The organism is Wolbachia endosymbiont (group A) of Crataerina pallida, from assembly GCF_964028475.1.
Classification (GTDB): domain Bacteria; phylum Pseudomonadota; class Alphaproteobacteria; order Rickettsiales; family Anaplasmataceae; genus Wolbachia; species Wolbachia pipientis.
The window spans coordinates 960,115-986,740 of the sequence record NZ_OZ034785.1 but is presented as its reverse complement, the minus strand read 5'-3'; the positions used below and the strand labels follow the sequence as shown (position 1 = coordinate 986,740).

25 protein-coding genes are annotated in these 26,626 nt (G+C 35.6%); 13 read left to right on the top strand and 12 right to left on the bottom strand.

Going from position 1 to position 26,626, the window contains the following annotated elements; genetic code table 11:
• Positions 1 to 316: 316 nt before the first annotated feature.
• From htpG to hemA, 3 genes are all read left to right on the top strand, one after another.
• Complete coding sequence (gene htpG, locus ABWU55_RS04765) at positions 317 to 2,212, top strand: molecular chaperone HtpG (protein WP_353286568.1); 1,896 nt, start codon at positions 317 to 319, stop codon at positions 2,210 to 2,212.
• Between the two features lie 38 nt (positions 2,213 to 2,250).
• A complete protein-coding gene (locus ABWU55_RS04760) occupies positions 2,251 to 5,016 on the top strand; it encodes a hypothetical protein (protein ID WP_353286188.1) in 2,766 nt (921 codons plus the stop codon).
• Positions 5,017 to 5,080: 64 nt separating this feature from the next.
• Positions 5,081 to 6,289: a 5-aminolevulinate synthase gene (gene hemA, locus ABWU55_RS04755; protein ID WP_353286567.1), complete on the top strand. Its 1,209-nt coding sequence runs from the start codon at positions 5,081 to 5,083 to the stop codon at positions 6,287 to 6,289.
• Between the two features lie 118 nt (positions 6,290 to 6,407).
• Here the strand turns inward: hemA and ABWU55_RS04750 are convergent, their stop codons facing one another.
• The 4 genes from ABWU55_RS04750 to ABWU55_RS04735 form a co-directional block, all read right to left on the bottom strand.
• On the bottom strand, positions 6,408 to 7,103 hold the full coding sequence (locus tag ABWU55_RS04750; protein WP_353286187.1) for an inositol monophosphatase family protein: 696 nt from the start codon (positions 7,101 to 7,103) through the stop codon (positions 6,408 to 6,410).
• A gap of 8 nt (positions 7,104 to 7,111) precedes the next feature.
• Positions 7,112 to 7,678: an elongation factor P gene (efp, locus tag ABWU55_RS04745; RefSeq protein WP_012673415.1), complete on the bottom strand. Its 567-nt coding sequence runs from the start codon at positions 7,676 to 7,678 to the stop codon at positions 7,112 to 7,114.
• Between the two features lie 62 nt (positions 7,679 to 7,740).
• Positions 7,741 to 8,247: a ribosome maturation factor RimM gene (gene rimM, locus ABWU55_RS04740; protein ID WP_353286186.1), complete on the bottom strand. Its 507-nt coding sequence runs from the start codon at positions 8,245 to 8,247 to the stop codon at positions 7,741 to 7,743.
• Positions 8,248 to 8,262: 15 nt separating this feature from the next.
• On the bottom strand, positions 8,263 to 9,438 hold the full coding sequence (locus ABWU55_RS04735; protein ID WP_353286185.1) for an aspartate aminotransferase family protein: 1,176 nt from the start codon (positions 9,436 to 9,438) through the stop codon (positions 8,263 to 8,265).
• 66 nt (positions 9,439 to 9,504) lie between these two features.
• Here ABWU55_RS04735 and ABWU55_RS04730 point away from each other — a divergent pair, with 66 nt between their 5' ends.
• From ABWU55_RS04730 to ABWU55_RS04715, 4 genes are all read left to right on the top strand, one after another.
• Positions 9,505 to 10,932 (top strand): sensor histidine kinase, encoded by a 1,428-nt coding sequence (locus tag ABWU55_RS04730; protein ID WP_353286566.1) that lies wholly within the window; start codon positions 9,505 to 9,507, stop codon positions 10,930 to 10,932.
• 189 nt (positions 10,933 to 11,121) lie between these two features.
• A complete protein-coding gene (gene bcp / locus ABWU55_RS04725; RefSeq protein ID WP_213863331.1) occupies positions 11,122 to 11,589 on the top strand; it encodes a thioredoxin-dependent thiol peroxidase in 468 nt (155 codons plus the stop codon).
• Between the two features lie 16 nt (positions 11,590 to 11,605).
• Positions 11,606 to 12,703, top strand: a complete 1,098-nt coding sequence (gene recF / locus ABWU55_RS04720) for a DNA replication/repair protein RecF (protein ID WP_138264925.1) — start codon at positions 11,606 to 11,608, stop codon at positions 12,701 to 12,703.
• A 109-nt stretch (positions 12,704 to 12,812) separates the two neighbouring features.
• Positions 12,813 to 13,672, top strand: a protein-coding gene (locus ABWU55_RS04715) for an IS630 family transposase (protein WP_156518142.1) whose coding sequence is annotated in 2 segments (ribosomal slippage) — positions 12,813 to 13,137 and positions 13,137 to 13,672 — 861 coding nt in all. Because the reading frame shifts where the segments join, the coding sequence is not laid out codon by codon here.
• 648 nt (positions 13,673 to 14,320) lie between these two features.
• Here the strand turns inward: ABWU55_RS04715 and ABWU55_RS04710 are convergent.
• From ABWU55_RS04710 to ABWU55_RS04690, 5 genes are all read right to left on the bottom strand, one after another.
• The gene (locus tag ABWU55_RS04710; protein WP_264329606.1) at positions 14,321 to 14,665 is read right to left on the bottom strand and encodes a TrbC/VirB2 family protein; all 345 of its coding nucleotides are present in this window, start codon (positions 14,663 to 14,665) and stop codon (positions 14,321 to 14,323) included.
• An 88-nt stretch (positions 14,666 to 14,753) separates the two neighbouring features.
• Complete coding sequence (locus ABWU55_RS04705; protein WP_353286184.1) at positions 14,754 to 15,101, bottom strand: TrbC/VirB2 family protein; 348 nt, start codon at positions 15,099 to 15,101, stop codon at positions 14,754 to 14,756.
• An 88-nt stretch (positions 15,102 to 15,189) separates the two neighbouring features.
• Entirely contained in the window at positions 15,190 to 15,537 is a 348-nt protein-coding gene (locus tag ABWU55_RS04700; protein WP_209473274.1) for a TrbC/VirB2 family protein, read from the bottom strand.
• Between the two features lie 114 nt (positions 15,538 to 15,651).
• Positions 15,652 to 15,981: a TrbC/VirB2 family protein gene (locus ABWU55_RS04695; protein ID WP_209473270.1), complete on the bottom strand. Its 330-nt coding sequence runs from the start codon at positions 15,979 to 15,981 to the stop codon at positions 15,652 to 15,654.
• Positions 15,982 to 16,076: 95 nt separating this feature from the next.
• Positions 16,077 to 16,427, bottom strand: coding sequence for a TrbC/VirB2 family protein (locus ABWU55_RS04690; protein ID WP_353286183.1), 351 nt, complete (start codon positions 16,425 to 16,427; stop codon positions 16,077 to 16,079).
• A 134-nt stretch (positions 16,428 to 16,561) separates the two neighbouring features.
• Between ABWU55_RS04690 and ABWU55_RS04685 the strand changes: the two genes are divergently transcribed.
• Positions 16,562 to 17,377, top strand: coding sequence for a YihY/virulence factor BrkB family protein (locus tag ABWU55_RS04685; protein WP_209473266.1), 816 nt, complete (start codon positions 16,562 to 16,564; stop codon positions 17,375 to 17,377).
• Positions 17,364 to 18,119: an SDR family oxidoreductase gene (locus ABWU55_RS04680; protein ID WP_012673418.1), complete on the top strand. Its 756-nt coding sequence runs from the start codon at positions 17,364 to 17,366 to the stop codon at positions 18,117 to 18,119. Before ABWU55_RS04685 ends, ABWU55_RS04680 begins: the two co-directional genes overlap by 14 nt.
• A 471-nt stretch (positions 18,120 to 18,590) precedes the next feature.
• Here ABWU55_RS04680 and ABWU55_RS04675 read toward each other — a convergent pair whose 3' ends face one another.
• Positions 18,591 to 18,752: a hypothetical protein gene (locus ABWU55_RS04675; protein ID WP_238514577.1), complete on the bottom strand. Its 162-nt coding sequence runs from the start codon at positions 18,750 to 18,752 to the stop codon at positions 18,591 to 18,593.
• Positions 18,753 to 18,890: 138 nt separating this feature from the next.
• On the opposite strand from ABWU55_RS04675, the gene carB reads away from it, so the two are divergent.
• The 4 genes from carB to ABWU55_RS04655 all read left to right on the top strand — a co-directional run bounded on the left by carB (position 18,891) and on the right by ABWU55_RS04655 (position 23,317).
• The gene (gene carB / locus ABWU55_RS04670) at positions 18,891 to 22,346 is read left to right on the top strand and encodes a carbamoyl-phosphate synthase large subunit (RefSeq protein WP_353286182.1); all 3,456 of its coding nucleotides are present in this window, start codon (positions 18,891 to 18,893) and stop codon (positions 22,344 to 22,346) included.
• Positions 22,347 to 22,510: 164 nt separating this feature from the next.
• Positions 22,511 to 22,726 (top strand): hypothetical protein, encoded by a 216-nt coding sequence (locus ABWU55_RS04665; protein ID WP_080717592.1) that lies wholly within the window; start codon positions 22,511 to 22,513, stop codon positions 22,724 to 22,726.
• A complete protein-coding gene (locus ABWU55_RS04660; protein WP_010082049.1) occupies positions 22,723 to 22,983 on the top strand; it encodes an IS110 family transposase in 261 nt (86 codons plus the stop codon). Before ABWU55_RS04665 ends, ABWU55_RS04660 begins: the two co-directional genes overlap by 4 nt.
• Positions 22,934 to 23,317 carry a hypothetical protein gene (locus ABWU55_RS04655; protein WP_227738615.1) on the top strand — a complete coding sequence of 128 codons (384 nt, stop codon included), beginning with the start codon at positions 22,934 to 22,936 and terminating at the stop codon, positions 23,315 to 23,317. The genes ABWU55_RS04660 and ABWU55_RS04655 overlap by 50 nt, the downstream gene beginning before the upstream one ends.
• A gap of 175 nt (positions 23,318 to 23,492) precedes the next feature.
• Here the strand turns inward: ABWU55_RS04655 and ABWU55_RS04650 are convergent, their stop codons facing one another.
• Together ABWU55_RS04650 and rpoD are read right to left on the bottom strand one after the other, a co-directional pair.
• Positions 23,493 to 24,473: an SGNH/GDSL hydrolase family protein gene (locus ABWU55_RS04650; RefSeq protein WP_353286181.1), complete on the bottom strand. Its 981-nt coding sequence runs from the start codon at positions 24,471 to 24,473 to the stop codon at positions 23,493 to 23,495.
• Positions 24,474 to 24,613: 140 nt separating this feature from the next.
• Positions 24,614 to 26,539, bottom strand: coding sequence for an RNA polymerase sigma factor RpoD (gene rpoD, locus ABWU55_RS04645; RefSeq protein WP_353286180.1), 1,926 nt, complete (start codon positions 26,537 to 26,539; stop codon positions 24,614 to 24,616).
• Positions 26,540 to 26,626: the final 87 nt, after the last annotated feature.

The following is a 26,626-nucleotide window of genomic DNA, read 5'->3' as shown; positions in this document are numbered from 1 at the left end:
AAGACATGAGGTGCACATAGCGCAAAAAATTAAGCATGATTTACGCCAAATACATTAAGTTTTTTTGTCATTAATCCACTGCAGAGATTGCGAAGATAAATAAATAGCTTCAGTTTCATGATAAGGGGGCTGGCGAAGGGTGTCAAGGAAGTTTTTCGTTTCATCCAATGCGCTGCCAAAAGTTTGTTATGCAAGAGATCCCATAAATTGGGTGTCATAATAACTACACCCACATTAATTTTGGTGTACGTGACCTTGAAAGATCGTGATTCAATACTTAAATTATTAGGGTAGTAGGCAAATAATGGAGCTCAAAATGCATAATGTACAAGAAACTGAAAATTTAAAATTTGACGCTGAGGTAGGGAAAGTACTGAATATAGTGATTCATTCACTTTACACCAATAAAGACATTTTTCTGCGTGAATTAATATCAAATGCATCAGATGCATGTGATAAGTTGCGCTATGAATCTCAACTAAACCCTAATTTGCTAGATTTGAGTGACGAATTAAAAATCACTATCAGCTCCAATAAAGATAAGAACGAGCTATATATCACTGATAATGGCATTGGAATGAATAGACAGGATTTAATAGACAATCTTGGTACAATTGCAAGCTCTGGTACGCAAAAGTTCTTGGATGCGATTAAGAATAGCAAGGATTCAAGCCAAACTGTGGAGCTGATTGGGAAGTTTGGTGTTGGTTTTTACTCAAGCTTTATGGTTGCATCAGAAGTAATAGTAGAATCGAGAAAAGCTGGAGAAGAGGAGTCTTGGATCTGGCAATCCAAAGGAGATGGGGAATATTCAATCAGCAAGTCAGATAATCAAGTCCCTCGCGGAACCAAAATTACGCTCATTATGCATCCTGAAGAAAACGAGTTTTTAGATAAATTTCGTGTTGAAAATATTGTCACTACTTACTCTGATCACATAAATTTTCCTGTTGAATTTATAGACGAAGAAGGAAAAAGTGAAAAGTTAAACAGTAAGGCTGCAATTTGGACTAAGCCAAAAAATGACGTTACTCAAGAGGAGCACAACGATTTTTTCCGCAGTGTTGCTCACGTTGGCGGGGAGCCCTGGATGATATTGCATAATAAAAATGAAGGTGCAATAGAATATACAAATTTGCTTTATGTTCCTTCTATAAAACCTTTTGATTTATTCCATCCAGATAGACGTTGCTCTGTGAAGTTATATGTAAATAAAGTATTTATCACTGAAGATAACGTACAGATTATACCACAATACTTGCGTTTTCTGAAAGGCGTGGTTGATTCACCGGACTTGCCTCTTAATATCAGCAGAGAAACGCTGCAGAATAATCGTGTTGTTGAGCAGATCAGAAAATCTCTCACTAAGCGTGTGATATCAGAGCTCGGTAAAAAAGCAAAAGAGAATTTAGAGGAATATACAAAATTCTGGACCAATTTTGGTGCAGTATTAAAAGAGGGTCTTTGTGAAGCTATGCCAACTGATGAGAGGGAAGCGCTGCTCTCGATTTGCAGATTTCATAGTACTGGTGATGAGAAATTAGTCAGCATTGATGGCTACATAAGCAGAATGAAGCCTGAGCAGGAACATATCTATTATCTCACCGGAAATAGCCTCGATTCAGTGAAAAACAGTCCGCAACTTGAGGGGTTCGTCAGTAAAGGGCTGGAGGTTCTTCTGTTCGTTGATCCAGTGGATGATTTCTGGACTAGTGTAATTCATGAATATAAAGATCAAAAGTTTAAGTCTGTGACTCGCGCTGATGTTGATTTGGAAAAATTCTCTTCAGAAGAAGATAAGAAAAATGAAGAAAACAAATCGAATGAAGAAAAAACTGAGGAAACTATATTGCAATATTTTACCACAGTGCTTGGAGATTCAGTAAAAAGCGTAAAAATTTCCAAAAAATTGACTGATAGTCCCGTATGCCTAGCGGTTGCTGAAGGTGCTATGGATCTTCGCATGGAGCGTTTTTTGCGTGAACAAAAGCAGCTAAATTACCGCACGCCAAAGGTGCTTGAAATTAACACTAAGCATCCTGTAATAAAGAGTATAATGAAATCTTATGCTGAAAGTGGTGAAAACCCAACATTGGAGGACATGGTTCACTTATTGTTTTACCAAGCTTGCATCGTGGAAGGCGAAGAGATGGATGACGCGAGCAGCTTTGCTAAGAGACTGAATAATTTGCTTGGCAAGATTTCTGTTTAATGCTATACTTAGCTTAGCTGCTAGTTAGGAGGTAAAACATGTTTGGTTCCAATTTTAGAGACTTTGTATCACAAGATACAACTTCACAGGGCCAATCAAATTCTGAAAGATTAATCAAAAGTTGGCATGGTTTTGAAAAACCAGATTCTGAAGATTCAGGTATTGAAGAAGAGTTTGAAGTTTTAGATAGCGAAAGTCAAGAGATACCAGCTACTCCATGTAGCACACCCCCTGAAGATCTAAGTTTAGAGAATGCAATACTTGCAAACTTTCCTGATGGTTGTGATAGGTCGTTTACTGTAGAGTTAAAAGATGAAGATTCATATGGTATCATTCCTAAAAACTTAACTTTTGCTGAGATTATAAATATCTTAAATCAAGCTATACAAGAAGATAATTGTGAAGAATTAGACAAGGTTGTACAAAATATTGAAGATTATGAAGGCAGGTCTATTACGCTGGATAATGAAAATCTCAAAGATTTCTGTTCAAATCAACTTAATTTGGAGTTACAAAACGGAAGCAACCATCAACATATATATTCAAATGTACTATCACAATATAAATTTGATCAAGAGGGTTTCAAGTATGATTATTCAGTAAAAGAATTGGTACTATTGGCAATTGCAGCTAATGACAAGCTAGTAGAGCAATATCAGGATTTTCTTTTTGCTGAAGGAAATTTAAGTCTTTTACCTCTCCTTGTTGGTGGTCAAAAATATATTGAAGCTTTTATAGAAAAATTCCATGGTACCGATGGAGTTTATGGAAGATTAAAAGATCAAACTATACAACTTGTCGAACCTAATAAGATTGGTTTTTTCTCAGTTATAGCATTAAGAAAAGAGCAAGAATTATTAAATGCAGTTTTTGTCGAATACGTTTTAAGAGATTTTGGACAGGTGTTAAAAACAAGTAATCCTGATTCTTTGTATGGTGTGCTTGAAACAGCGTCTCTGATCAAAAATGAAGAATTCATCACGATAGTGCTGGGTGCATTTGAAAGATATATTAATAAGCTAACTAAAAAAGCCTCAACAGAAGAGTTATTAAAAAAGAGTTTTGTTACTTTATTAGAAACTGCGATAAGCCAGGAACACACATCTGTCATTGAATACCTGTGCAAACGATACACTAATATTGCAGATCATGCCATTTACGATGTATATGAACAAGCATTTGCGGATGATAAAGTTATTACAATACTAGGGCAACAAATCCTGAAAAACATAGGAGCTCGTGGCAGAAAAGAAATTTATGATTTAATTCTGAAAACTGCATTGGATGCTGGTAATATTGCATTTATCGAGCACTTGTGTGAAAAATGTGCTAAATGCAGCAATGATGTTATTAATTATCTTGATCATAAATCTAAAAACAACGAGTTTGATGAAATATATGAATCAATTCTGATTGCATTGTCTAATACTGAAAGTCAAGACATTATAGTCAGTGTTCTAGCTCATGTTCAAATTTATCAAAGCATACTCAATAATAAACAGCAAGTAGTCAGGCAAACCATACAAAATATACTGAGAAATGCAATAAAAGAAGCTAGTTATGGAGTTGTTGTACCCTTATGTCAGCATGTTGACCTAAAATTCGCAGCTCTTCAGGCAATATGCAAGGAAGAATTTGAGAAAGCTTTACCAGTAATTGCAGAACAGCTTGAAAAAATAAGTATGGAACTTTCTCCAAGTATGACTCGTAATGAGTATCAAAAAAATAGAGATACTTTGAGTCATCTATATCTAATTAGAAATTTGTTAGAAAGTAGTAAATTAATCAATACTTCCAGTAAAGCAAATATACAGACACAAGCGAATACACAAGTTAATAAAAGAAGCAGCAGTGATAATGCAGTATCACCTGTTATAAAAGGCGATACGGCTGTAGTAAATGAAGAGAATAACAATCAACCAAGCAGTCAAAGAAACCCAAAATCCAAAAGTGCTGGCAGTCAACAGACAGAAAAAAATGTTCTTGCAGGGGAGGAAGAAAATGCTATCTTAAATAACACAGGGGTTTCAACGCAGGAGCCTTTAATTAATAATTTTGAGGAGGGTGAAATCAAAAAAGGCAGCGGAAAAAAAGGTGTTAAGCAACTTGCCAGTCCTGTTAAGAAAAAGATTGATGGACTTATAAGCAAAACCAGTACTAACTCAAGAGAAGAACTCGAAAATATTCTAAAAAGTAACTCTCCTACTCTTGTACTACAATATGTAAAAAATAAAGAAGGTCCCTTTAAGGGTAAAGTAGAAGAAATTAAAAAAGAAATTAAAAACCATAATACAAAACAAGGTAATGTTAATATTTCACTGAACAACGATTTGCCAAATTCAGGAGACCAATCTACAAGTTCTAATAATACCGGAAGCAATAGTACACTTACCACAACTCCAGAAATTACGGGTTGTGAAAAGAAGTTGGGGGTAAGTGAAGTTTCTTCGAATGCTGACAATGTGTCTACAATTGGAGGTGTTATTAACAGTAAGGAAAAGCCTGCAGCAGTAGAAAAAACTAGTGCTATAAACAATCAATCAACCTCTATTACTGCAACACAAAATACGCAAAAGAGTAAGTGGCCTACCATAGCTACATGGACGTTAGCAGTAGCTGGAGTTGTTTCAGGAGTAGCTATTGCAGTTTATTTGGAAATGCTAGCTGCAGGAATAGCAGTTGGAGCTTGTTGTCTGGTTGCTGCTGCAGTTATATACTGCTGTACACCTAAAAGCCAAGTTGAAAACAACAAGGTTGACAAACCTTTCAACACGAAGGAAGCATCTACTACCGTATCTGTATAATAAATATTGTAGTTTACCATTTAATAATTTGTTATAATTGTATTAATTATTAGTGAATAAAAACTTGGTAAACTACGAAGAAATATTCTTAAACAAAATCAAAGATATAAAAGATGAAGGGCGCTACCGTCAATTTACGCACTTTGCGTCATTGCCAGGTAGGCTCCCCCACATTATGGACTATGAAAGAAATAGGGAAGTAATCGTCTGGTGCAGTAATAATTATCTGGGAATGTCGCAGAACGAGAAAGTTATTGCTGCTATTCAAAATTCATCAATTGGTGCGGGGGGAACAAGAAATATATCTGGTACAACAAAAGAGGTTGTCGAACTTGAAAAATCCTTAGCTTGTTTGCATAAAAAAGAGGCTGCTTTAACTTTTGCTTGTGGCTACCTCGCTAACCAGACAACACTTAGCACTTTATCGTCTGTTATTCCGGGCGTAGTAATTTTTTCAGATGAGAAAAACCATTCTTCGATGATAGAAGGCATAAAATCAGGAAAAAGGCCAAAACATATATTTAAACACAATGATGTTGATCATCTAGAGCAGCTACTTAAGTCTATAGACAAAAAGACACCAAAGATAATAGCACTTGAATCCGTATATTCAATGGACGGTGACATAGCGCCGCTTGAAGCGATATGCGATCTTGCAGATCAACATAATGCAATCACCTATTTGGACGAGGTGCACGCAGTTGGTATGTATGGTTCACATGGTGGTGGAATTGCAGAAAGAGAAGGCCTGATGGATAGAATAACCGTTATTCAAGGTACACTATCAAAGGCTTTTGGAGTGATGGGTGGGTATATAGCGTCTTCAAAGAGCTTGGTAGATGTAATAAGAAGTTCCGCTCCAGGATTTATTTTTACCACTGCTATGTCGCCTGTTTTAGCAGCGGCAGCAAAGGCAAGCGTTGAACACCTAAAATCAAGCAACATTGAAAGGGAAAAGCAAAAGCAAGTCGTTGAAAAAGTAAAAAACTCACTGAGAAATGCAGGAATTAACTTCATTTTAACAGAAACTCATATAATTCCAATAATAATTGGCGACCCAGAGTTATCCAAAAAAGCATCAAAATTATTATTTGATGAGTATGGAATATACGTTCAACATATAAATTACCCGACAGTTCCAAGAGGAACTGAGCGTTTCCGTATTACCCCTACACCTTATCATACAGATGAAATGATAGAGCATTTAACAGAATCTCTTGTAAAAGTTTTTGAGAAGTTGTCTATCTCTTTGGCCTGTTTATGCTATAGCTAGTACAGCCCTACGTCATACCGCGATTTATTCGCGGTATCTCAGCATGGATTCCGCTAACAAGTAGCGGAATGACGAGTTTTACGCTTATCAAATTGTAGGTAAACATAAATTACTTTAGCTATAGTTTTATATCTCCAGCAATGATTAGCCCGTTGTCTTCCGTTAGCCTTCCACCGCTTTCTTGCAGAAAAAGTCTACCGAGCAAGGCTTTATATTTGTTAACTCCAGAGTAAACTGTTCCTCTGTGCCTTCCTGCTGCAAGGTATGCAAAGCCTAAAATTGTTGAACCGATGGAGCGTACATTACTACTGCCAGGCAGCAATTTATTTAACAAATTACCACTTACATCTATTAGACCCCCTTCACGGCTTTTCACCCGCATTTTTATATGACGAGATCTAAAATCTTCGAGAAAAGCTCCTTTTTTTTCTTCTGCCCAAAAAGTTTCTCTAAGAGCCGGAGCATCAATTACAGCCGCCACAACTTTATTTTTATGAATGAGACAGACTGATACTGCAAAATAAACCATACAACTGGAAAAGTTCTCCCTGCCCTCTATAGGCATAATAAACCAGGTATAAGTGTCATCTTTTACTTCTTGATCAGTATCATCTTCGGAAATAAACCCATAGTCTCGTTTGTAGTCGTGCAAGCAATCGTATATGGTTTGCTTGGATTTTGAATAAGTTTTATTGATAAAGTCTGCTGATTTAACATTAGAAATTTGCAATTCATTAAAATCGCGCATAAGCTGCCTGGAAGCACTACGCACAGAATCAAGCATCACATTAATTCGTGGTGATGAGATGGACATTCTTCTTTTTACTCTTTCACTCTTTCATAATAGCTGTCATCTGGAGTATATACTACAATTTTATCCTCTTCTTTTATAAACTGAGGCACGTTAACGCGCATTCCGTTTTCCAAAATTGCAGGCTTATAAGAAGCAGTAGCAGTTTGTCCTTTAATAACAGACTCTGTTTCTTTCACAGCAAGTGTAACATAATCAGGCACATGCGCAGAAATTATTTTGTCTTGATAAGCTACAACTTTAATTTTCATGTTATCCTGTAGATAAATCTTTTTTTCTCCCAATAAGTCCAAATTTATAGTGATTTGCTCGTAATTACTTGGATGCATAAGATTTACAATGTTTCCTTCAGTGAAAAGGTAAACATACTCCTCTTCATCTAAAATTGCCCTTCTGATTGTTGCATCAGAACGAAATCTTTCATAGTGTTTTGCTCCGGTTTTGATGTTTTTCATTTCGGCTTGTATGTATGCACCACCTTTACCAGGTTGAGTATGCATAATGCCTACAACCAAAAATAATCCGCCGTTATGTTCCAACACCTGACCTGGTCTGATATCGTTAGCTCTTTCTGCCATAATTACATTTTCAGTTTGATCTTACAATTATAAGTAGCTTTATATAAATATCAAAGTCTTTATTAGTCAATAAATTCTGGTATATTTAATACTATATACTTCCCCTTTATATTTATATGTGGAAATATCTCTTTAGTGAAAGATAGCATAATACGTTTTTTTGTGCTGATAACTAAAATTTCTAATATATCCCCTGAGCCGAAATTATACACAGATTTTACATAGCCATATAATTCATTACTTTTCAGCCTTACTTCCATATCTACAAGGTCACTTTGGTAAAATTCATCCTCATCATCTAGCTCTGGTAACTTGCTTCTTTCTATATATAGCTTCTTATTCCTTAAAAGCTCTGCTTCATTACGGGAATTTACTCCGCTTATTGTAGCTATTACTAAATTATCACCTATGACGGATACTGAGTCTATTTTATAATTCTCATCACCACTGATTAGCTCACCATATAAGGAGATATTTTCAGGCTTTTCAGTAAAGGTTTTTACTTTAACAGCTCCTTTAATTCCGTGAGGAGAGGTAATAATTCCGAGGCATACCAGATTGTCGTTCATATTAATATGGATTATCTAACCAGAAGATTTCTCAGATAAATATTGAGTCAGAATTTCAATACCTTCATCAATCTCTTTTTCAGTGATAATTAGTGGAGGTAAAATTCTCACAACGTTATCTGATGTTACTCCAACAGTGAGTAAACCACGATGACTTAACTCTTCTGCAAACTTTTGATTGTCTGCTTTCACTTTTATTCCAAGCATTAACCCTTTCCCTCTCACTTCTTCTATTATTGAAAATTTACTTGCTAAGTTTTCTAGTTTATTTTTTAAGTATTTACCTCTAATTTCAACATTTTTCAAAAAGCCGGGGCTGAGCAATTCTTCGAGTACAGCATTACCTACTGAGGTTGCAAGCGGATTGCCACCAAAAGTGGAACCGTGCATACCAACTGCCATGTATTTAGCAGCATTTTCAGTCGCAAGACAAGCCCCTAGCGGAAACCCGCCGCCTATTCCCTTTGCAAGAGCACATATATCAGGTTCCACTCCTATATGTTCGTATGCAAATAATTTTCCTGTCCTACCAGCACCGCATTGCACGCAATCAAAAAATAACAATATGTCATTTTCATCACACAGCTTTCTTAGTTCTTTCATAAAGACTTCATTCATTACTTTGATACCACCTTGCCCTTGTATTGGTTCTATTAATATAACGCCTATATCACTTGAAATTGCTTTCTTTACACTCTCAATATTGGGCTCGATATTATCACACCAATCAATACAGGGACTCAGTAATTCAGAAAATTTCTGTTTATCGTTTGTAGCACAAGTTAAAAAGGTTCTTCCATGAAATGCACCATGAAATGTTAAAATTCTGTGACGATTTTTATTGCCTTTTCCATTTTGATAGATCCTAGCAATCTTAAGCCCACATTCTACTGCCTCTGATCCAGAATTTGAGAAAAATACAGTGTCAGCGAAACTGTTGTTTATTAATTTTTCTGCAAAATTATTGGCAGCAGGTATATTATAGGTATTTGATATATGCCATAATTTTTCTCCTTGCAATTTAAGAGCACTAATTAATCGCGAATTAGTGTGACCTAAGCTACTAACGGCTATTCCGGAGTGAAAATCTACGTAGCGCTCACCATCAACATCATATAGGTAGATACCTTTGCCATGAGAAAAATTTATATTAACAGGAGAATAAACTGGCAAAATAGGAGAAATTGTCATAAAATATTATATGCTAAATTTTATTATTAATAACATAAAAGCCGTTGTTTCGCAATGAGTAAGGATATGTATAAGATAGGTAAATTAATGTTTTCTGCACTGGGAAAAAACAAATACACAAAAGTTATCGCATTATTCTCATCAATTTTTATGATTTTATTCAGTGTGATATATTGTAATTATTTACTAAGGAGTAATTTCCTTTCTTCTTACCGTGATTCAAGTGTAAACTTAAAAAGTGTATTAGAAAATGGTATAATAAAAAAATACCATTATTTACTAATAGAAAAGCATCACATTAAATACAAAAATTTTGACTACATAAACCAACTAGTAAAACTGCGTGCTGAATTATTACAACCAGTGAGCAAAGTAAAGGATTTCAGCTTAATACTGTATGATCAAAACGGCAGAATAATATTCAGTAATTTTAACACTCAAGATTATGATTATGAACAGTTACTTACAAACGATGAAATTGATAAATTATTAAGTAACCAAGAAATACTTTATACTACAGGAAATACATTAACTTCTATTTTCCCTATATTCCATGAAAATAGCGCTAAGCCGTCGTTTTTTTTGAAGATTCTTCGAAGCTACAATAATTCTTATGTTATAGCATATGGCCTATTTTTAATATTTTTAGGCTTATTATTAATAATTTTAATATTAATAATGTTCTATTTGCACTTTTCTAATACCAAAATGCTGGCCAAGCAACATAAAACTAACATTGAATTACAGCAGATAAAAGAGGCATTAGAGCAAGAAAATGCAAACAAGCTAAAGTTTTTTGCAAGCGTTACACATGAATTACGCACACCTCTTAATGCTATTATTGGATTTGCAGAGTTGATCAAAAATGAAACTTTAGGTTCAATGGATAACTCTCAATACAAGGAGTATGCAGACGATATATATAATGCAGGGACACACTTACTTGCCTTAATTAATGATGTGCTCGATTTTTCTAAAGCTGAATCAAGTAGTTTAACAGTAGAAAAAGTGAAGTTTAACCTGAACAAAATAATAGATTCATGCGTAAATATGCTATTACCTAAATTAAAAGAAGCAGGGATTAATTTAAAAAAAGAGATGACTAATAAACAATTATTAGTCATTGCAGATCCCAAGAGAATGAAACAAGTTATAATAAATTTATTATCAAACTCAATCAAGTTTACTCCCAAAGATGGTTTAATAAGAATGGTGATAAAAGAAAATATAGAAAAAAACTTATTAACTATTGAGTTTCATGACAATGGAATAGGAATAATGCAGCAGGACATATATAAAGTTATGTCTGTTTTTGGCCAAGCAGATTCGGGGTATAGAAACGAAGGTACGGGCATCGGATTACCGCTAAGCAAGAAATTAGTAGAGTTAATGGGTGGAACTTTTGACATTAAAAGTGAAGCGAAACTTGGTACTACGATAACATTGAACTTCTTTTATGAAGAACAAACATGTGAAGATTCGATTGATTTTTAATAGGATCTATTTGATATGGCCTTACATCAGACGAAAACCACACTTTATCAAAAGCGGCAAGCCGAGAAGGTAGGCAGGAATTCATCAATAAGCCCCCATCAAGAATCTTATCTGTTAGCTATATATAAAATTTGATACTCTGACTACAATATACTACTATAGATGGAAGTGTTATTAATGGAGCAAGGTATGGAATTAGCAGTAGGAAATAATGCACCCGATTTTAGCTTGCCAGCAGATTCTGGTGAAAATTTATCACTGAGTGAATTTTTTGATAAAAAAAATGTAGTTCTTTATTTTTATCCTAAAGACGATACTCCGGGTTGTACAATGGAGGCAAAAGGCTTTAGAGATAAAATAGATGATTTTTCTTTCCTTGACACAGTGATAATTGGTATATCAAAAGATAGTGTTAGATGTCACACTAACTTCAAAGCAAAATATTCTCTGCCGTTTTCTTTAGTTTCTGATGAGAATGCTGAAATGTTGGGAAAATATGGTGTTTGGGTAGAGAAAAGTATGTTTGGCAAAAAGTATATGGGAATAGAACGCACTACTTTTTTAATAGATAAAAAAGGTAAAATAGTGAAGATCTGGAAAAATGTAAAAGTTAGTGGACATGTTGATGAGGTTCTGGAAGAAGTAAAGAGAATATAAACTAAAGAATAGGTTAATGGCTACCCATTGCTACATAAAAAAGCTGAAATTACATAATTTTCGTAGCCACTCAAACTTTGAACTGGATTCAGATGATAGCTCAGTTGTAATAACTGGCAAAAACGGTATTGGTAAAACTAATATACTTGAAGCAATCTCGTTGCTTGCTAAAAGCAATGGAATGAAAAAAGCAAAAGCCAGTGAGATACAAAATAGATTCAGTAATGAAGATTGGGTAGTGCACTATGATTTTTTTAATGGAATGGATTTTAATTCAATTGGTATCGCAAAGAGTTTTGATAAGAAACTAATACAAATTGATGGAAAAACGCAATCGAGTTATTCATCTTTGTATAAGATATCCAATGTAATATGGCTGATTCCACAAATGGACTATGTTCTTCTTAATTCTCCAAGTGACAGATTAAAATTTTTAGACCGTATAGTCTCACTGTTTGAGGAAAATTACACTTGCTGCTACATGAAACACAGAAAAGCTAAACGTGAGCGAAGTAAACTGTTGAGAGAGAACACCTTGGACGAAAATTGGCTCTCTAGTCTTGAAAACATAATGGCCGTTAATGCAGTTAGTATTTTACGTATGCGATCGTCTGTTTTAAAGACACTACAAGACACAATTGATAACCATTCCAGTGAGTTTTTTCCGAAGGCAAGTTTGAAATTCAGCAGCCAGCTAACTTTGGACGATACTGCAGAATATTTTCAGAATCGTCTAAAGGAAAACAGAGAAAAAGATTCATTGACTGGTAGAGTAACCTTTGGTGTGCATAACGATAATTTTCGGGTTTTTTGTCAAAAAAGAAACGTACCAATAAATCTGTGCTCCACTGGAGAACAAAAGTTATTACTGCTTTCTATTATTTTATCCAGTGTAAAAGCAAGGTGTATTCATTACAATAAGGCACCACTTCTTCTACTTGATGATATAATGTCTCATCTGGATAAACATTACAGAAAGGCGTTAATGGAGGAAGTGTTAAGTATTCAATGTCAAACTTGGATAACTGATGTAAATCAAGATAATTTCAATAGCTATCTTTATTCTTTCAAGTTTTTTGAATTATCAAATGAATTAAATGCAAAACTTCCTTGACAAACCTCGCCAGCCCCCTTATCATGATACTGAAGGTATTCAGTTATAGCTCTTTCCACAGAAGTCCGGATATGATAAGATTAAGGATAGATGGCGATAAGGAGGTTGGATGCCGGCAGCATATAGTTATGATTTAAGAAAAAAAGCAATGGAAGCACTAGACGAAGGGGAAAGCAGAGAAGCAGTGGCAGCAAGATTTAAAATTGGACGAACTACTTTGTGGGAGTGGCAGCAAAGAAAAAAAGAAACAGGCGACTTTCAGTCAAAAAAACTCGGTAATGGAGGTTACAATCAGAAAATTATCGACTGGAATAAGTTTATCGAATTTGCTAAAAAACACGGTAGAAAAACTCTGTCGGAAATGGCTAAACTTTGGGGCAACGTTAGTATCCAAACGATCCACCGAGCTCTCAGAAAAATTGGATTTACGCGCAAAAAAAGACATATGGATACAAGGAAAGGAACGAAGAAAAACGTGCTGAATTCTTAAAAATTATAGCAACAAAAGAACCAGAAAACTTAGTGTATATAGATGAGTCTGGGATTGATAACACGGAGGACTATCCATATGGGTATTGCCAGAAAGGACAGCGATTTTATGCCCTAAAATCTGGAAAAAAAACTCAACGAATCAGCATGGTTGCAGCCTTAAGTAGAAGAAAGATAGTTGCTCCATTAACATTTGAAGGCCACTGTAATATGGATATTTTTAATGGATGGTTTGAGCAATTTTTGGCACCGATCTTAGAACCTGGACAAACTGTCATTCTTGATAATGCTACTTTTCATAAGTCTGATAAGCTTATCAAGCTCGCTAAAGGAGTCGGTGCAGAAATTTTGTATCTGCCGCCTTATTCTCCAGATTTTAACAAAATTGAGCATCATTGGTTTGCTATAAAAAACAGAGCCAGGAAAAACATTCCTCTATTCGAATCCTTTCGTCGTGCTGTTGATTCTGCCTTCCTATGACCTATTCGGACTATTATGAGAAATGCTATATCTTCATCTGTGCAGATTAAACAGCAAGAAAACAACGTAGTTGGCGTCTTATTTTTAATTTTTTGCACTATGTGCACCTTATGTCTTCACAACATTTCTGGGTTTTTACCTATATAAGCTGAAACGCGCTTATAAGTCGTTTAAGACAGTATAGTACGCCGATTTTGCAGGATTAGAGAGTGACAACTAGCTAACACGGGGTTTCTTTTGCCTTTTTTTCTGCTTAGTAAATTTCTTAAACATTCAAACTAAGGTGAGTTGCATTCAAAAGCAGCTAAATTGCAGTGTTTAAGACTTAAAAAACGCCAATACTGAAAATAGACAATGACTAGGGTTTTGTGTGCCTTTTTTTTCGTTTGGTAAATTTCTTAAATATTTATGGCTAAACGACAACCGTCATCCCGCTACTTGTTAGCGGCTGAGATACCGCGAATGAATCGCGGTATGACGGTTCGCGGTGACATGACGATAAGCCTTGTCATTCTAGCGCGTGGCGCTGGAATCCAGACTTTAACTGATATGATTACAGAAAAAGAATTTATTAGGTAATCATAGACACTGAAAGTGGTCAGCTTGACCACTTTCAAGTGAAAACATAAAGAGAACTTCAGTACAGGTTTATGGAAGGGTACATTCTTTCTTAGTTGGATCCCAAGTTCCTCCATTAGCGGCAGAGGTACATCCTGCTTGGGTGCAAGTCGTCTCTTTTCCTGTTATTGCCTTTACAACTGCAGGAGCGCCAAAAAATACAGCAGTAAATGCACCGAGTGCAAAAAGCGCTGGCCATGGCATCCTGCCAAATATTGCAAGCAAAGCTGCACCTATTATTACTATTGTGATCATCGGTCCGCCTAGACCATGAGTATAGCTTACTATTTTGCATATTACTCCTGATGTTGCATCAGCATGTGCATCAAATGCGAAGGAGAGAATTAAAGCTACAAGTAGAAGAAAATTTTTCATTACGCCTCCGATAATTTTTACTTTACACTACTTCACTTTAGTTAAATTTAAGTAAATGATACAAGAAGCATCATTTACCTAATACTTTTTAACCACACTTATAAATTCCTGATCCCGCAGGATCCTCTTTTAATGTTTGATTACCAGTACATGTCTCGCACCTACTTGCTGTGCCTGGTGCTATTTTTGAAACGACGGCAGGAGCACCAAAAAACACAGCAGTAAATGCACCGAGTGCAAAAAGTGCTGGCCACGGCATTCTGCCAAATATTGCAAGTAAAGCTGCACCTATTATCACTATTGTGATCATCGGCCCACCTATACCGTGAGTATAACCCATTATTTTGCATATCACTGCTGATGTTGCATCTAGATCAGCACGCGCATCAAACGCAAAGGAGAGAATTAACGTCACAAGTAGAAGAAAATTTTTCATTACGCCTCCTATAATTTTTACTTTATGCTACTTCACTTTGATTAAATTTAAGTAAATGATACAAGAAGCATCATTTACCTAATACTTTTTAACCACACTTATAAATTCCTGATCCCGCAGGATCCTCTTTTAATGTTTGATTACCAGTACATGTCTCGCACCTACTTGCTGTGCCTGGTGCTATTTTTGAAACGACGGCAGGAGCACCAAAAAACACAGCAGTAAATGCACCGAGTGCAAAAAGTGCTGGCCACGGCATTCTGCCAAATATTGCAAGTAAAGCTGCACCTATTATCACTATTGTGATCATCGGCCCACCTATACCGTGAGTATAACCCATTATTTTGCATATCACTGCTGATGTTGCATCTAGATCAGCACGCGCATCAAACGCAAAGGAGAGAATTAAAGCTACAAGTAGAAGAAAATTTTTCATTACGCCTCCGATAATTTCTATTTAACGCTGTATTGTCTATCGCATTGATTAAATTTAAGTAAATGATACAAGAAGTATCATTTACTTAAAATTTCTTTGAGGCTGTGATACCTATTATGTACATTTACCATTAGTCAACGTTTTACCAGTAGGGCAAGCAATCGCACCATTCTGACAAAACGTACCATCTGGTGTTATTTTTGAAACAACTGCAGGAGCACCAAAGAACACGGCAGTAAATGCACCGAGTGCAAAAAGCGCTGGCCACGGCATTCTCCCAAATATCGCAAGCAATGCTGCACCTATTATCACTATCGTGATCATCGGCCCGCCTATACCTTGGGTATATTGTACTATTTTGCATATCACTGTTGACGTTTCATCAGCACGCGCATCAAATGCGAAGGAGAGAATTATAGCCACAAGTAGAAGAAATTTTTTCATTATGCCTCCGATAATTTCTATTTAACGCTGGATTATCTATCATTTTGATTAAATTTGAGTAAATGATGCAGTAAGTACCATTTACTCAATGCTTTTTACTGACAAGTATATTTTCCATCTGCATCAGGTTTCAATGTTTTCCCAGCATCACACGTCTCGCACTTACTTGCTGTAGTTGGTGCTATTTTTGAAACAACGGCAGGAGCACCAAAAAACACAGCAGTAAATGCACCGAGTGCAAAAAGTGCTGGCCACGGCATTCTACCGAATATCGCAAGCAAAGCTGCACCTATTATCACTATCGTAATCATCGGTCCACCTATGCCGTGAGTATAGCTCATTATTTTGCATATCACTGCTGACGTTGCATCTAGCTCATTAGTATTTGCATTTGCATCAAACGCAAAGGAGAGAATTAAAGCCACAAGTAGAAGAAATTTTTTCATTACGCCTCCTATAATTCCTGTTCTATGTTAAATTATCTATCCCTTTGATTAAATTTAAGTAAATGGTGAGGATTTTTTGCTTAAAAGTATCCTTTATTTCATTTAGAATACTTTTCTTGGTTCGTTTATATTACATGCTACAGAAATTTTACGGTATTGTTTATTGTCTTTATCGTGCTTTGATTGACACAATTTATAATGATGGAGTGGAGCATGCAGGGTATTTATCATTTTTAATTCTGTTATCAATATTTCCTTTTCTCATCGTTTTAATGGCTGTGGCATCAACATTCGCAAATTTCTTAGACCAGTATAACATTGGCTGGGTATTTATCATTGATAACATGCCACAGGATATTTTGGCATCTTTGATGCCGCGTATCAGAGAGATAATATCAGGCCCGCCGCAAAGCTTACTAACTTTAGCAATTGTAGGTGCTGTTTGGACCGCTTCATCGACAATTGAAGGGCTTAGAACAATACTCAATAAGGCCTATAAAGTTCCGGTTTCGCCGCCTTATATATTAAGAAGAGTACTAAGTATATTACAATTTTTAGTAATCACGCTTATTATAACTCTAACTATAGTGTTTTCTACACTAGTACCAATGCTAATTGATTTTTCCTATCAGGGACTAAGTTATACTAGGTATTTACTTATTGAATTTGTACTTTTCACAGTAGTCTCTTGGCTATATTTTATGTTACCAAACATAAAACAAAATTTATCAGACGTATTTCCTGGATCTTGTGTAGCTGTTATTCTTTGGACGATTTCTGCTTCAGCTTTTAAGCAATACTTAAAAGCTTCCTTTGACCAACTGGATTTGATATATGGAAGTTTAGGTGGTGTGGTAGTGTCATTACTATTTTTTTATATGCTAAGTTTGATTTTTATATATGGAGCAAAATTCAATTTTCAGCTAAAATATTTCAATGGATCTCGCTAAGGAGAAAGAAATGGGTAAGTTAGAAGGTAAAGTAGCTTTAATCACCGGAGCTTCAGGTGGAGTAGGCTCTGCTGTTGCAAAAAGGTTTATAAGAGAAGGTGCATGTGTGATTCTGATTTCAAGATCTCTTGATAATCTCAAGCCACTATATAATGAAATTGAAGAGCTTGAAGAATTTAAAGAAGGCTCTGTGAAACTAATTCAGCTTGATCTTTTAGACTTTGAGAATGTAAAGATACTGACAAACATGATAGAAAGCCTGAAATTATCAGAATCTGGAGCACTTGATATATTAGTTGCGTGTGCTGGAATTTTAGGCAAACTGAACCCCATTCATGACTGTGAGATTGAAGAGCTACAGAACGTAATGAATACAAATTTTACTGCCAATTGGTACTTACTAAAAAACTTAGATCCAATGCTAAAAAAGTCTAATGCTGGAAGAGCGATATTCATGACCTCAGAAGTGACACTTTCTCCTTCCTCTTATCCATATTGGATGCCGTATGCTGCAAGTAAAGTTGCACTAGAAATAATGGTGCAGATATATGCATCTGAGACAAAACATACAAAATTATGTGTAAATGCTGTATACACGGAAGGACCTGTGGGTAGTGAGCAGGCATTTCCTGGATCTGAATTGGTGTCACCTGATAAACTAACAGATAAATTTGTGGAATTAGCTTCTGAAGACTGCAGCATATCAGGAAAAATCTTACCGCTCAGCAAATCTCCCGAATAAATTACCATAGTATCTGCAAAGATACCGTTAAGCCCACAACTGTATGAACATTGTGATTTGAGAGTAATCTCCACTAGGAAGGATGTCATCCCAGTGCCTCTATGGTGTCATTCCAGTCTGGAATCTAGTCTTTATTATGCAGCCACTTATTTAAAGTTAAGTTTTCTGGATCCCAGACGGCTTTGTTGCATCGCTAGCTATGATGGATTAAAGATAAAAAAGATAGGGAATATCAGTAGCTTATTATTCTGGTATTTATAACAAGAACGGTCAATGAATACCTAAATTTGAGTAAAAGAAATTTCACTACCATTTACCAATCCGGCTAAAATTCAAGAATTTCAATGCTTTAGCTATTTTCAATAGAATTAAATTTATTAATATAAATAACAAATTACTATTCTTAAATTTGATCAGATTGATTGCAAAAAAACAAGATTTTCAATAGGTTGCTTATAATCCTAACTATAGTTAGCCTTTCATAAGTAGCGATGCAACAAAGCCATCCCAGACTGGGATGACACCTCTGGGCACTGCCGTCATAAAGGAACCAGTGTCAGCTACTTGAATGACATCATTTGCTGTGCAATTTACCTTCAAGAATGAATGTTTGTACAGCTGTGTGTCAAGCACTGGAATCTGCCACGCAAATTGCAATGTTCGTACAGTTATGCGTCAAGCCTAAAAGTAGTTGCTATATAAGTCCAATAAAAATTCACATTTATAGGAAAGATTGGTAACATTACTTGAATAAAGACCGTTATTGTAATTATGCCAAAACGTACAGATATAGAATCTATATTAGTAATAGGAGCAGGCCCAATAGTTATAGGTCAGGCATGCGAGTTTGATTATTCCGGAACGCAAAGCTGTAAAGTATTAAAAAGTGAAGGTTATAAAGTCATTTTAGTTAACTCCAACCCCGCAACTATAATGACAGATCCTGAGTTTTCTGATGCAACTTATATTGAGCCGGTGCTGCCTGAAATCATAGAGAAAATTATAATTAAGGAGAGGCCAGACGCAATATTGCCAACAATGGGCGGGCAAACAGCGCTCAATTGTGCAATAAAACTTGCAGATGATGGAGTGTTAGACAAATACAACGTAGAATTAATAGGGGTAAATAGAGAAGCAATAAAAAAAGCAGAGGATAGAGAGTTATTCCGTCAGTCCATGGATAAAATAGGGCTAAAATACCCCAAAAGTATCATTATAAAAAATCAAGAACAAATAAGAAAGGCTTTGGATTACATTGGATTACCAGCAATCATCCGCTCGTCATTCACCCTTGGTGGTGCAGGTAGCGGCATAGCATATAATAAAGAGGAGTTTTTCAATATCGCAGAAAGTGCTCTCAAAATTTCGCCAATAAATGAAGTTCAGATAGATGAATCAATTATCGGCTGGAAAGAATATGAAATGGAAGTTATCCGCGATTGTAAAGATAACTGCATAATAGTCTGTTCGATAGAAAATGTTGATCCGATGGGAGTGCACACTGGGGATAGCATAACTGTTGCTCCTGCTTTGACTCTGCGTGACGTAGAATACCAACAGATGAGAAATGCATCTATAGCAGTGCTGAGAGAAATTGATGTTAGTGCCGGTGGTGCAAATGTTCAATTTGCAGTGAATCCTAAAGAAGATGGAAGCCTCGTTGTGATTGAGATGAATCCAAGGGTTTCTCGCTCTTCTGCACTTGCTTCGAAAGCAACAGGCTATCCTATTGCAAAAGTTGTAACTAAACTTGCTATTGGCTATTCGCTCGACGAAATACGTAATGACTGTGCTCCAATAATACCAGCAGCATTCGAACCAGTGATTGATTATATCGTCACTAAAATTCCTCGATTTGAGTTTGAGAAATTTAAAGGAACGAATTGTGAACTATCAACCTCCATGAAATCAGTGGGAGAAGTAATGTCTATAGGCCGCACTTTTAATGAGTCACTGCAGAAAGCTTTTCGTTCACTTGAAACTGATCTTACAGGACTTGATGAAGTATTTCCTGAGAACATTGATATTGATCACGTAAAATCTCAATTAGCAAAATTGCTACCAAACAGATTACTGATTGCTGCTGACGCAATGCGCCACGGAATTAGCATAGAAGAAATAAATTCGATTACAGGATATGACTTATGGTTTCTGCAAAATATACAGCAAATTATATTAACTGAACAAAAAATCAAGGAAAATGGATTTCCTGGAACTGCGTACGAAATGTTAGAGCTGAAAAAAATGGGATTTTCAGATGCAAGATTAGCAAAGTTAAGTAATAGACCTACCTCTGTCATTCCAGTACCCTCTAATGTCATCCCAGTGCGTGACACTGGGATCCAGCCAGCGTTACACGCTGGAGATCGAGTAAAACAAATCGAAGAAATAAGAAAAAAATTTGGCATTAAACAAGTTTATAAACGCGTAGACACCTGTGCAGCTGAATTTGAATCGAGCACTGCTTATATGTATGGCTGCTATGAGGGTGATGTTGAAAATAAAACGGAATGTGAGGCGAATATTTCTGACCGAGAAAAGGTTGTTATTTTAGGAAGTGGTCCAAATCGCATTGGTCAAGGTATTGAGTTTGATTATGCATGCGTACATGCAGCTTCTGCCGCCAAAGAAATGGGGTATGAAACAATAATGATCAACTGTAATCCCGAAACTGTCTCAACTGACTACGATACCGCTGATCGTTTATATTTTGCACCACTCATTGCAGAGGATGTGCTTGAAATACTAAGTAAAGAGCAAGAAAATGGCACACTGGTTGGTGTAATAGTTCAAATAGGCGGTCAAACACCTTTAAAGTTAGCCAAAGTGCTTAACGAGAGAGGTTTCAAAATTCTGGGAACTTCGTTTGATTCTATTGACCTTGCAGAAGATCGCATGAGGTTTAAAAACCTTGCTTTGCAACTTAATTTAAAACAACCTGAAAATTCTATCTGCCATTCAGTAGAAGAAGCGTTAACCAACGCAGAAAAGGTGGGGTTTCCACTAGTAGTCAGGCCATCATATGTCCTCGGCGGTCAGTCTATGTCGATTAGACACGATACTCAGAGCTTTAAAGAGTACGTCTTAGATCAAACTAAAATCTTTGAGCATGGTTCGCTGCTTCTTGATAAATTTTTAGTCAATGCAGTTGAGGTTGACGTTGATGCTGTATGTGATGGGGAAAAAGTTTTCATTGCAGCGGTCATGGAGCATATTGAAGAAGCTGGTATCCACTCTGGTGATTCAACATGCTCAATACCGACAAATACATTGAGTGACGAAGTAATAAAAGAGATCGAGCTCCAAACTGAGAGAATAGCATTAACATTAAAAGTGAAAGGTCTGATAAACATTCAGTTTGCTGTTCAAGAGAATAGACCTCTTGCAGAACCTGTTTGTGATGAGAAATCTTTAGGAAAAGTGCAGATGAGCACCACAGAATACTCGAATGTATTTGAGGAGCGCAGACAAGCTTTGACGACAAAATTGCCTTCAGAAATCGAGTTATGCAAGAGGTCTAGTGATGTATACATACTTGAAGTGAATTTAAGGGCTAGTCGAACCGTTCCTTTTATTTCCAAGGTAATCAATATTCCTATTGCAAAGCTTGCCACTCAGGTTATTTTGGGTAAAAAATTGAATCAGGAAAACAAGCCTTTCAATCATTTTGCAGTTAAAGCTGCTGTTTTTCCATTTACCCGCTTTGCAGGAGTTGATACTTTACTTGGTCCTGAAATGAAATCAACAGGAGAAGTGATGGGAATTGACTCATCATTTGAAGCTGCACTTGCAAAAACGCACATGGCTGCAGGATACAAGTTACCAACAGAAGGAACAGCTCTGGTTTCAGTAAAAGATGATGATAAAAAGTATATATTGCCAGTTGCACGAATGTTGAAAGAACTGAGTTTTGAAATATATGCCACCAAAGGCACAGCTTCGTATCTGAACAATAACGGCATTGCTGCACAAGCTGTAAATAAAGTAAGAGAAGGCAGACCCCACATAGTTGATATGCTCAAAGATGGAAAAATAAATCTAGTGATTAATACTTCAAAAGGTGTAAAGTCAGTCTCAGACAGCAAAGATATCAGGAGAACTGCTATTTTGCAAAATATAGCTTACAGCACCACAGCTTCCGGAAGTAAAGCGTTAGTGCTTGCAATTCAATATGTAAAGAATAGCAAACTGGAAGTGAAATCATTACAGCAGATACAAAACGTTTAAATATCAAAACTAGAATAATTCACTCTCAAAATGCTAAAGAGAACATAATAAAAAGATGGAAATTTTGAAGGAAATAGTATACCTAAAGAATCAACTAGCGTAATTGAACAGCCAAATGCTGCAACGAATGCTCCACAATCTCACCTAGAGGACACTTCCCTTATATGTTAAGAACAAGTCTTTATAAATATCAAAGTAGTGAGATTAAAGACACACAGAGAAGAGGAATCGTCACGCCCCTTGATTATAAGAATCGTTGTTCAGCAAGGTTCTCTTCTCTGGTTTATTATACTGAAAGTTCCGAACAACTGATTGAGCTTTTAGGCTCGTATATAAGGCTGGAAAATGCAGTATATGTTATTATTACGGAGGAATTATGAATTCATCAAACATTATTGCTGGCATTGATGTTAGCAAAAGTAAATTAGATCTCCACATTCACCCACTTGAGCATTATAAAATATTTGAAAACAATGTACAATCCATTGATGAAATGCTGGACTTTTTACGTTTGCATAATGTAACCAAAATTGGTCTTGAGGCAACTGGTGGATACGAAAAATTATGTGCCTATACTTTACTAAGCAATGGTTTTGAGGTGTACGTCATTCAACCAAGGTGGGAGAGACTATGCTAAAAGCCTTGGTATTACTACAAAAACTGATAAAATAGACTGCAGTATCATCTCACGTTATATTAATAATACAGATATGCGTGTTACTCCTTTAACAGTTAGTAATGGTAATATTGATTGCTTGAAACAAAAATTATCTCGTAGAAACCAACTTGTAGAAATAGCAAAAATACAAAAAACCCAAATCCAACAGGTAACTGATACATCTATAATCAAACAAATAGAGGAACTTCTTGCAATTTTACGTAATCAAATTAAAACTTTAGAAGATGAAATGATTACATTTATCGATCAAAACCAAGAGCTTAAAAGAAAATATATATCAATAACTATATAGTAGCGGGATGACGGTTTTTCAAATTGTCGGTAAATCTAAGTCAGTTTAGCTATAGGCAGCAATTTTCTGTATTTATTTTAAATTGAAGAAAGCTCAAATGAAAGATCGTGTTTTGCTAAAAATCACAGAATGCAGTCTGGTTACTATTTAAAAGGATATGTTCAAAAAAACTGTGTCAAATCAACTCATACACTTCATTACCAACTTCATGATGAAGTTCCGCAGTTGGATGGAAATAATCAAAAAAGAAATAATCCTTTAGTGTTTCTTTGCTACACCCAGGGTTATAGTGAACGTCAAGTTCCCCTTTAAATATCAACTTTAAGAGTATTTTTATATTTTCTTTAAATCTCCCAACTTGGTCTGCAATGTTCGATGTGCATGCATCTTGACAATTTAAACCTTTGCTCTTGTATTCGCTAAACATACTTCTCATTTTAGAGTTAAGATCAAATGCTTTTATTTCAAGATTTGTACTTTTCTTCATATAATCTAAGCCTTTAGCCAGTTTTGCATTGAAACTCTCCGTGAGCTTTGTAGCTAGTTCCCTTGCTTCTTCATCTCTATTAAAAGCTGGTATTGAGCCAACTTCAGGTGCATTTGCAACAACTACATGCTTAACACCATGTTCATTTAGAACCTTAAGTGCATTACATATTTTACTCACTGCTTGTTCCAACACTTCTTCCGCTTTAGTATCGTCATAAGCAGTGGCAACCATAACATCATTTCCGCCGATTATGATGCAAAATAAATCTTCTTTACCTATATCTGGATGATGTTTAATTACTGCATCTAGCTGGTTAGCTAAACGAAATTTATTGAAGAAATAAGAAAAAATAGGGTCAAAAATTTCAGATGCTGTTGCATATGAAACTGCGTAATTCTGACCTTGCTGTTCGTGGCATCTCCCAAAAAATGAATAACTCCACCCAGGTTTAAATTCATCTAAATCTAAATATTTTGCTATATATTCAACAGCAGTAGGGCCATTGCTAAAAGATCTTCCTTGATAAAAAGGATCATCAAATTTTACGCTTTTTGCAAAGGATAAATTATTTAAAATTCCAATGATTGCGCCATTATCGGATAAGCTATCACCCAGAACATAAAAATTTCTATACTTTGAATTAGAGTTGTCATTTTTGTTTGTCATAATATTTACCGTAGATTAGCATGTTGTTTCATTAGATTCATAGAAAAAGAAAAATAGCGGTGAAATTATACAACTTTGGCCTAACTTGCTCTCCACTTTTTCCGGGCAAAATCAGCTTCTTCTTAACTTGACACGTATACTTAAAAGAACCCTCTAAGTTTTCTAGCACGGCTTGGATGTTTCAACTTGCGCAGTGCTTTTGCCTCTATTTGCCTAATTCTCTCACGTGTTACATTAAAAATTTTTCCTACTTCTTCTAAGGTATGTTCCTTCCCATCTTTACCAAGGCCAAAACGCATTCTTAAAATTCTTTCTTCCTTTGGTGTTAAAGTTGCAAGAACATTGGTTGTAATGCCACGCAAGTCAGCAAGTATTGCAGCATCCTCTGGCCTGGAGACTCGCTTGTCTTCTATACAATCACCAAAGGTACTACCATCATCTTTTCCTGTTGGAGCTTCAAGACTTACTGGATCCCTTGCTATTTTCATAACTTTGCGTATTCTTTCCAGTGGCATTGTCAGTTCTACACTCAATTCCTCTAACGTCGGCTCTCTTCCCATCTCATGAGTCATCTTTCTTAATGCTCTGTTGATTTTACTGATAATTTCCACCATATGAACTGGTATTCTAACTACTTTAGACTGCTCAGGTATTGCTCTAGTGATTGATTGTCTTACCCACCAAGTGCCATAAGTTGAAAATTTATATCCACGTTTGTAATCAAACTTATCCACGGCCTTCATAAGACCAATATTGCCTTCTTGTATCAAATCAAGCAGATCAAGGCCTCTTTTTGAATACTTCTTAGCAATGGAAACTACTAGCCTTAAGTTAGCCTTAATCATTTCTTGCTTTGCTTCAGAGACTTCTCGTTCGTGTTTTTGTATTCTCTTGATTAGCTCCTTAAATTCTTGTACGTTATCTTCCTGTATATGCTGCTTAATACCGTTCAAGGTACTAGCTATATGTTCAGAGTTATCGTCTATAAACCTTAAAAATTTGTTTTTTAATTCACCTGTAAAAGAGGACTGATTTTCATTGATCTTTAAAAGACTTATCTTTTTCAATTCGTGCTTTAAAAGCACGTCATCATAAACTTTATAGAAACTTTCTCTATCGATATCGTATTTTCTAGCCTCAGCAATAAGATTAGCCTCTTCAAGCGTAATGGATCTATTTATCTTATAAAGTTCTTGTGTAATTCTGGCAACAGCAGCATCACTTAACTTAATTTGTAATGCTATAGACCATATTTGATTATACAAATTTTCTAGCTCATTAGAGAAATTTTTAGAATTTTTTCTTAATATCAACGCTTCATTTGTTAAAGTAATTATCTCATCCAATGCAACTATGACCTTTGGCAATAAGTCACTTTCCATTTCAAGAATAGAAACATTTAAATTGACTGAACTTATATCTTCATTATTACCGTCTTTCTCATCATCACTACAGTACTCAGCATCTTCAGAAACATCCTCAGAATCCTCAACATCTTCAGCACTTTCTTCACTCTCTTCACTTTCTTCTTTGGGTACCACATTAAAATCAGAGTTATAAATTGCATCCAGATCTATAATTTCTCTCAGTAAGAGAGCTCCATTACTTAAATCATCACGCCATACTTTTATCACCTTTAATGTTACTGATGTTTCAATTATTGCACGTAACATGTTATGCTTTTCAGATTCAATTTTTTTTGCTATCTCGATTTCATCTGCCCTTGATAAAAGCTTTACGGAGCTCATGTCTTGTAAATAAATCCTCACTGGATCATCATTTTGTACTAAAGTTGCAGTAACATTTGGCGATGTGTCATCATCATCAAGTTTACTATCATCACTGTTGGAAGGAATATCTTCTTCATCTTCGCTACTTTCAAGCACATTAATTCCGGAATCCTGCAATAAAGATATAGCATCATCTATAAAGTCAGACGAAAAATTTTCATCTGATAATTTATCATTTATATCATCAAAGGTGATAAAACCACCCTTTTTTATACTCTTAGTTACCAGATCTTTGATAATTTTTTTCTTATCTTCTGCATCATTAATAGTTGACATCATTACCTTTATAGTTTATAATTTTATTTCTTATTAACAAACAAACTTACAACGAGCAAGTCTATAATTTTACTTTTAACTTGTGGC

Bases quoted from the DNA above. Each gene is read 5' to 3' on its own strand.
- htpG (WP_353286568.1), top strand. From the start codon at position 317: ATGCATAATGTACAAGAAACTGAAAATTTAAAATTTGACGCTGAGGTA.
- ABWU55_RS04760 (WP_353286188.1), top strand. From the start codon at position 2,251: ATGTTTGGTTCCAATTTTAGAGACTTTGTATCACAAGATACAACTTCA.
- ABWU55_RS04750 (WP_353286187.1), bottom strand. From the start codon at position 7,103: ATGTCCATCTCATCACCACGAATTAATGTGATGCTTGATTCTGTGCGT.
- efp (WP_012673415.1), bottom strand. From the start codon at position 7,678: ATGGCAGAAAGAGCTAACGATATCAGACCAGGTCAGGTGTTGGAACAT.
- rimM (WP_353286186.1), bottom strand. From the start codon at position 8,247: ATGAACGACAATCTGGTATGCCTCGGAATTATTACCTCTCCTCACGGA.
- ABWU55_RS04735 (WP_353286185.1), bottom strand. From the start codon at position 9,438: ATGACAATTTCTCCTATTTTGCCAGTTTATTCTCCTGTTAATATAAAT.
- ABWU55_RS04730 (WP_353286566.1), top strand. From the start codon at position 9,505: ATGTATAAGATAGGTAAATTAATGTTTTCTGCACTGGGAAAAAACAAA.
- bcp (WP_213863331.1), top strand. From the start codon at position 11,122: ATGGAATTAGCAGTAGGAAATAATGCACCCGATTTTAGCTTGCCAGCA.
- recF (WP_138264925.1), top strand. From the start codon at position 11,606: ATGGCTACCCATTGCTACATAAAAAAGCTGAAATTACATAATTTTCGT.
- ABWU55_RS04710 (WP_264329606.1), bottom strand. From the start codon at position 14,665: ATGAAAAATTTTCTTCTACTTGTAGCTTTAATTCTCTCCTTCGCATTT.
- ABWU55_RS04705 (WP_353286184.1), bottom strand. From the start codon at position 15,101: ATGAAAAATTTTCTTCTACTTGTGACGTTAATTCTCTCCTTTGCGTTT.
- ABWU55_RS04700 (WP_209473274.1), bottom strand. From the start codon at position 15,537: ATGAAAAATTTTCTTCTACTTGTAGCTTTAATTCTCTCCTTTGCGTTT.
- ABWU55_RS04695 (WP_209473270.1), bottom strand. From the start codon at position 15,981: ATGAAAAAATTTCTTCTACTTGTGGCTATAATTCTCTCCTTCGCATTT.
- ABWU55_RS04690 (WP_353286183.1), bottom strand. From the start codon at position 16,427: ATGAAAAAATTTCTTCTACTTGTGGCTTTAATTCTCTCCTTTGCGTTT.
- ABWU55_RS04685 (WP_209473266.1), top strand. From the start codon at position 16,562: ATGCTACAGAAATTTTACGGTATTGTTTATTGTCTTTATCGTGCTTTG.
- ABWU55_RS04680 (WP_012673418.1), top strand. From the start codon at position 17,364: ATGGATCTCGCTAAGGAGAAAGAAATGGGTAAGTTAGAAGGTAAAGTA.
- carB (WP_353286182.1), top strand. From the start codon at position 18,891: ATGCCAAAACGTACAGATATAGAATCTATATTAGTAATAGGAGCAGGC.
- ABWU55_RS04665 (WP_080717592.1), top strand. From the start codon at position 22,511: ATGTTAAGAACAAGTCTTTATAAATATCAAAGTAGTGAGATTAAAGAC.
- ABWU55_RS04660 (WP_010082049.1), top strand. From the start codon at position 22,723: ATGAATTCATCAAACATTATTGCTGGCATTGATGTTAGCAAAAGTAAA.
- ABWU55_RS04655 (WP_227738615.1), top strand. From the start codon at position 22,934: ATGGTTTTGAGGTGTACGTCATTCAACCAAGGTGGGAGAGACTATGCT.
- ABWU55_RS04650 (WP_353286181.1), bottom strand. From the start codon at position 24,473: ATGACAAACAAAAATGACAACTCTAATTCAAAGTATAGAAATTTTTAT.
- rpoD (WP_353286180.1), bottom strand. From the start codon at position 26,539: ATGTCAACTATTAATGATGCAGAAGATAAGAAAAAAATTATCAAAGAT.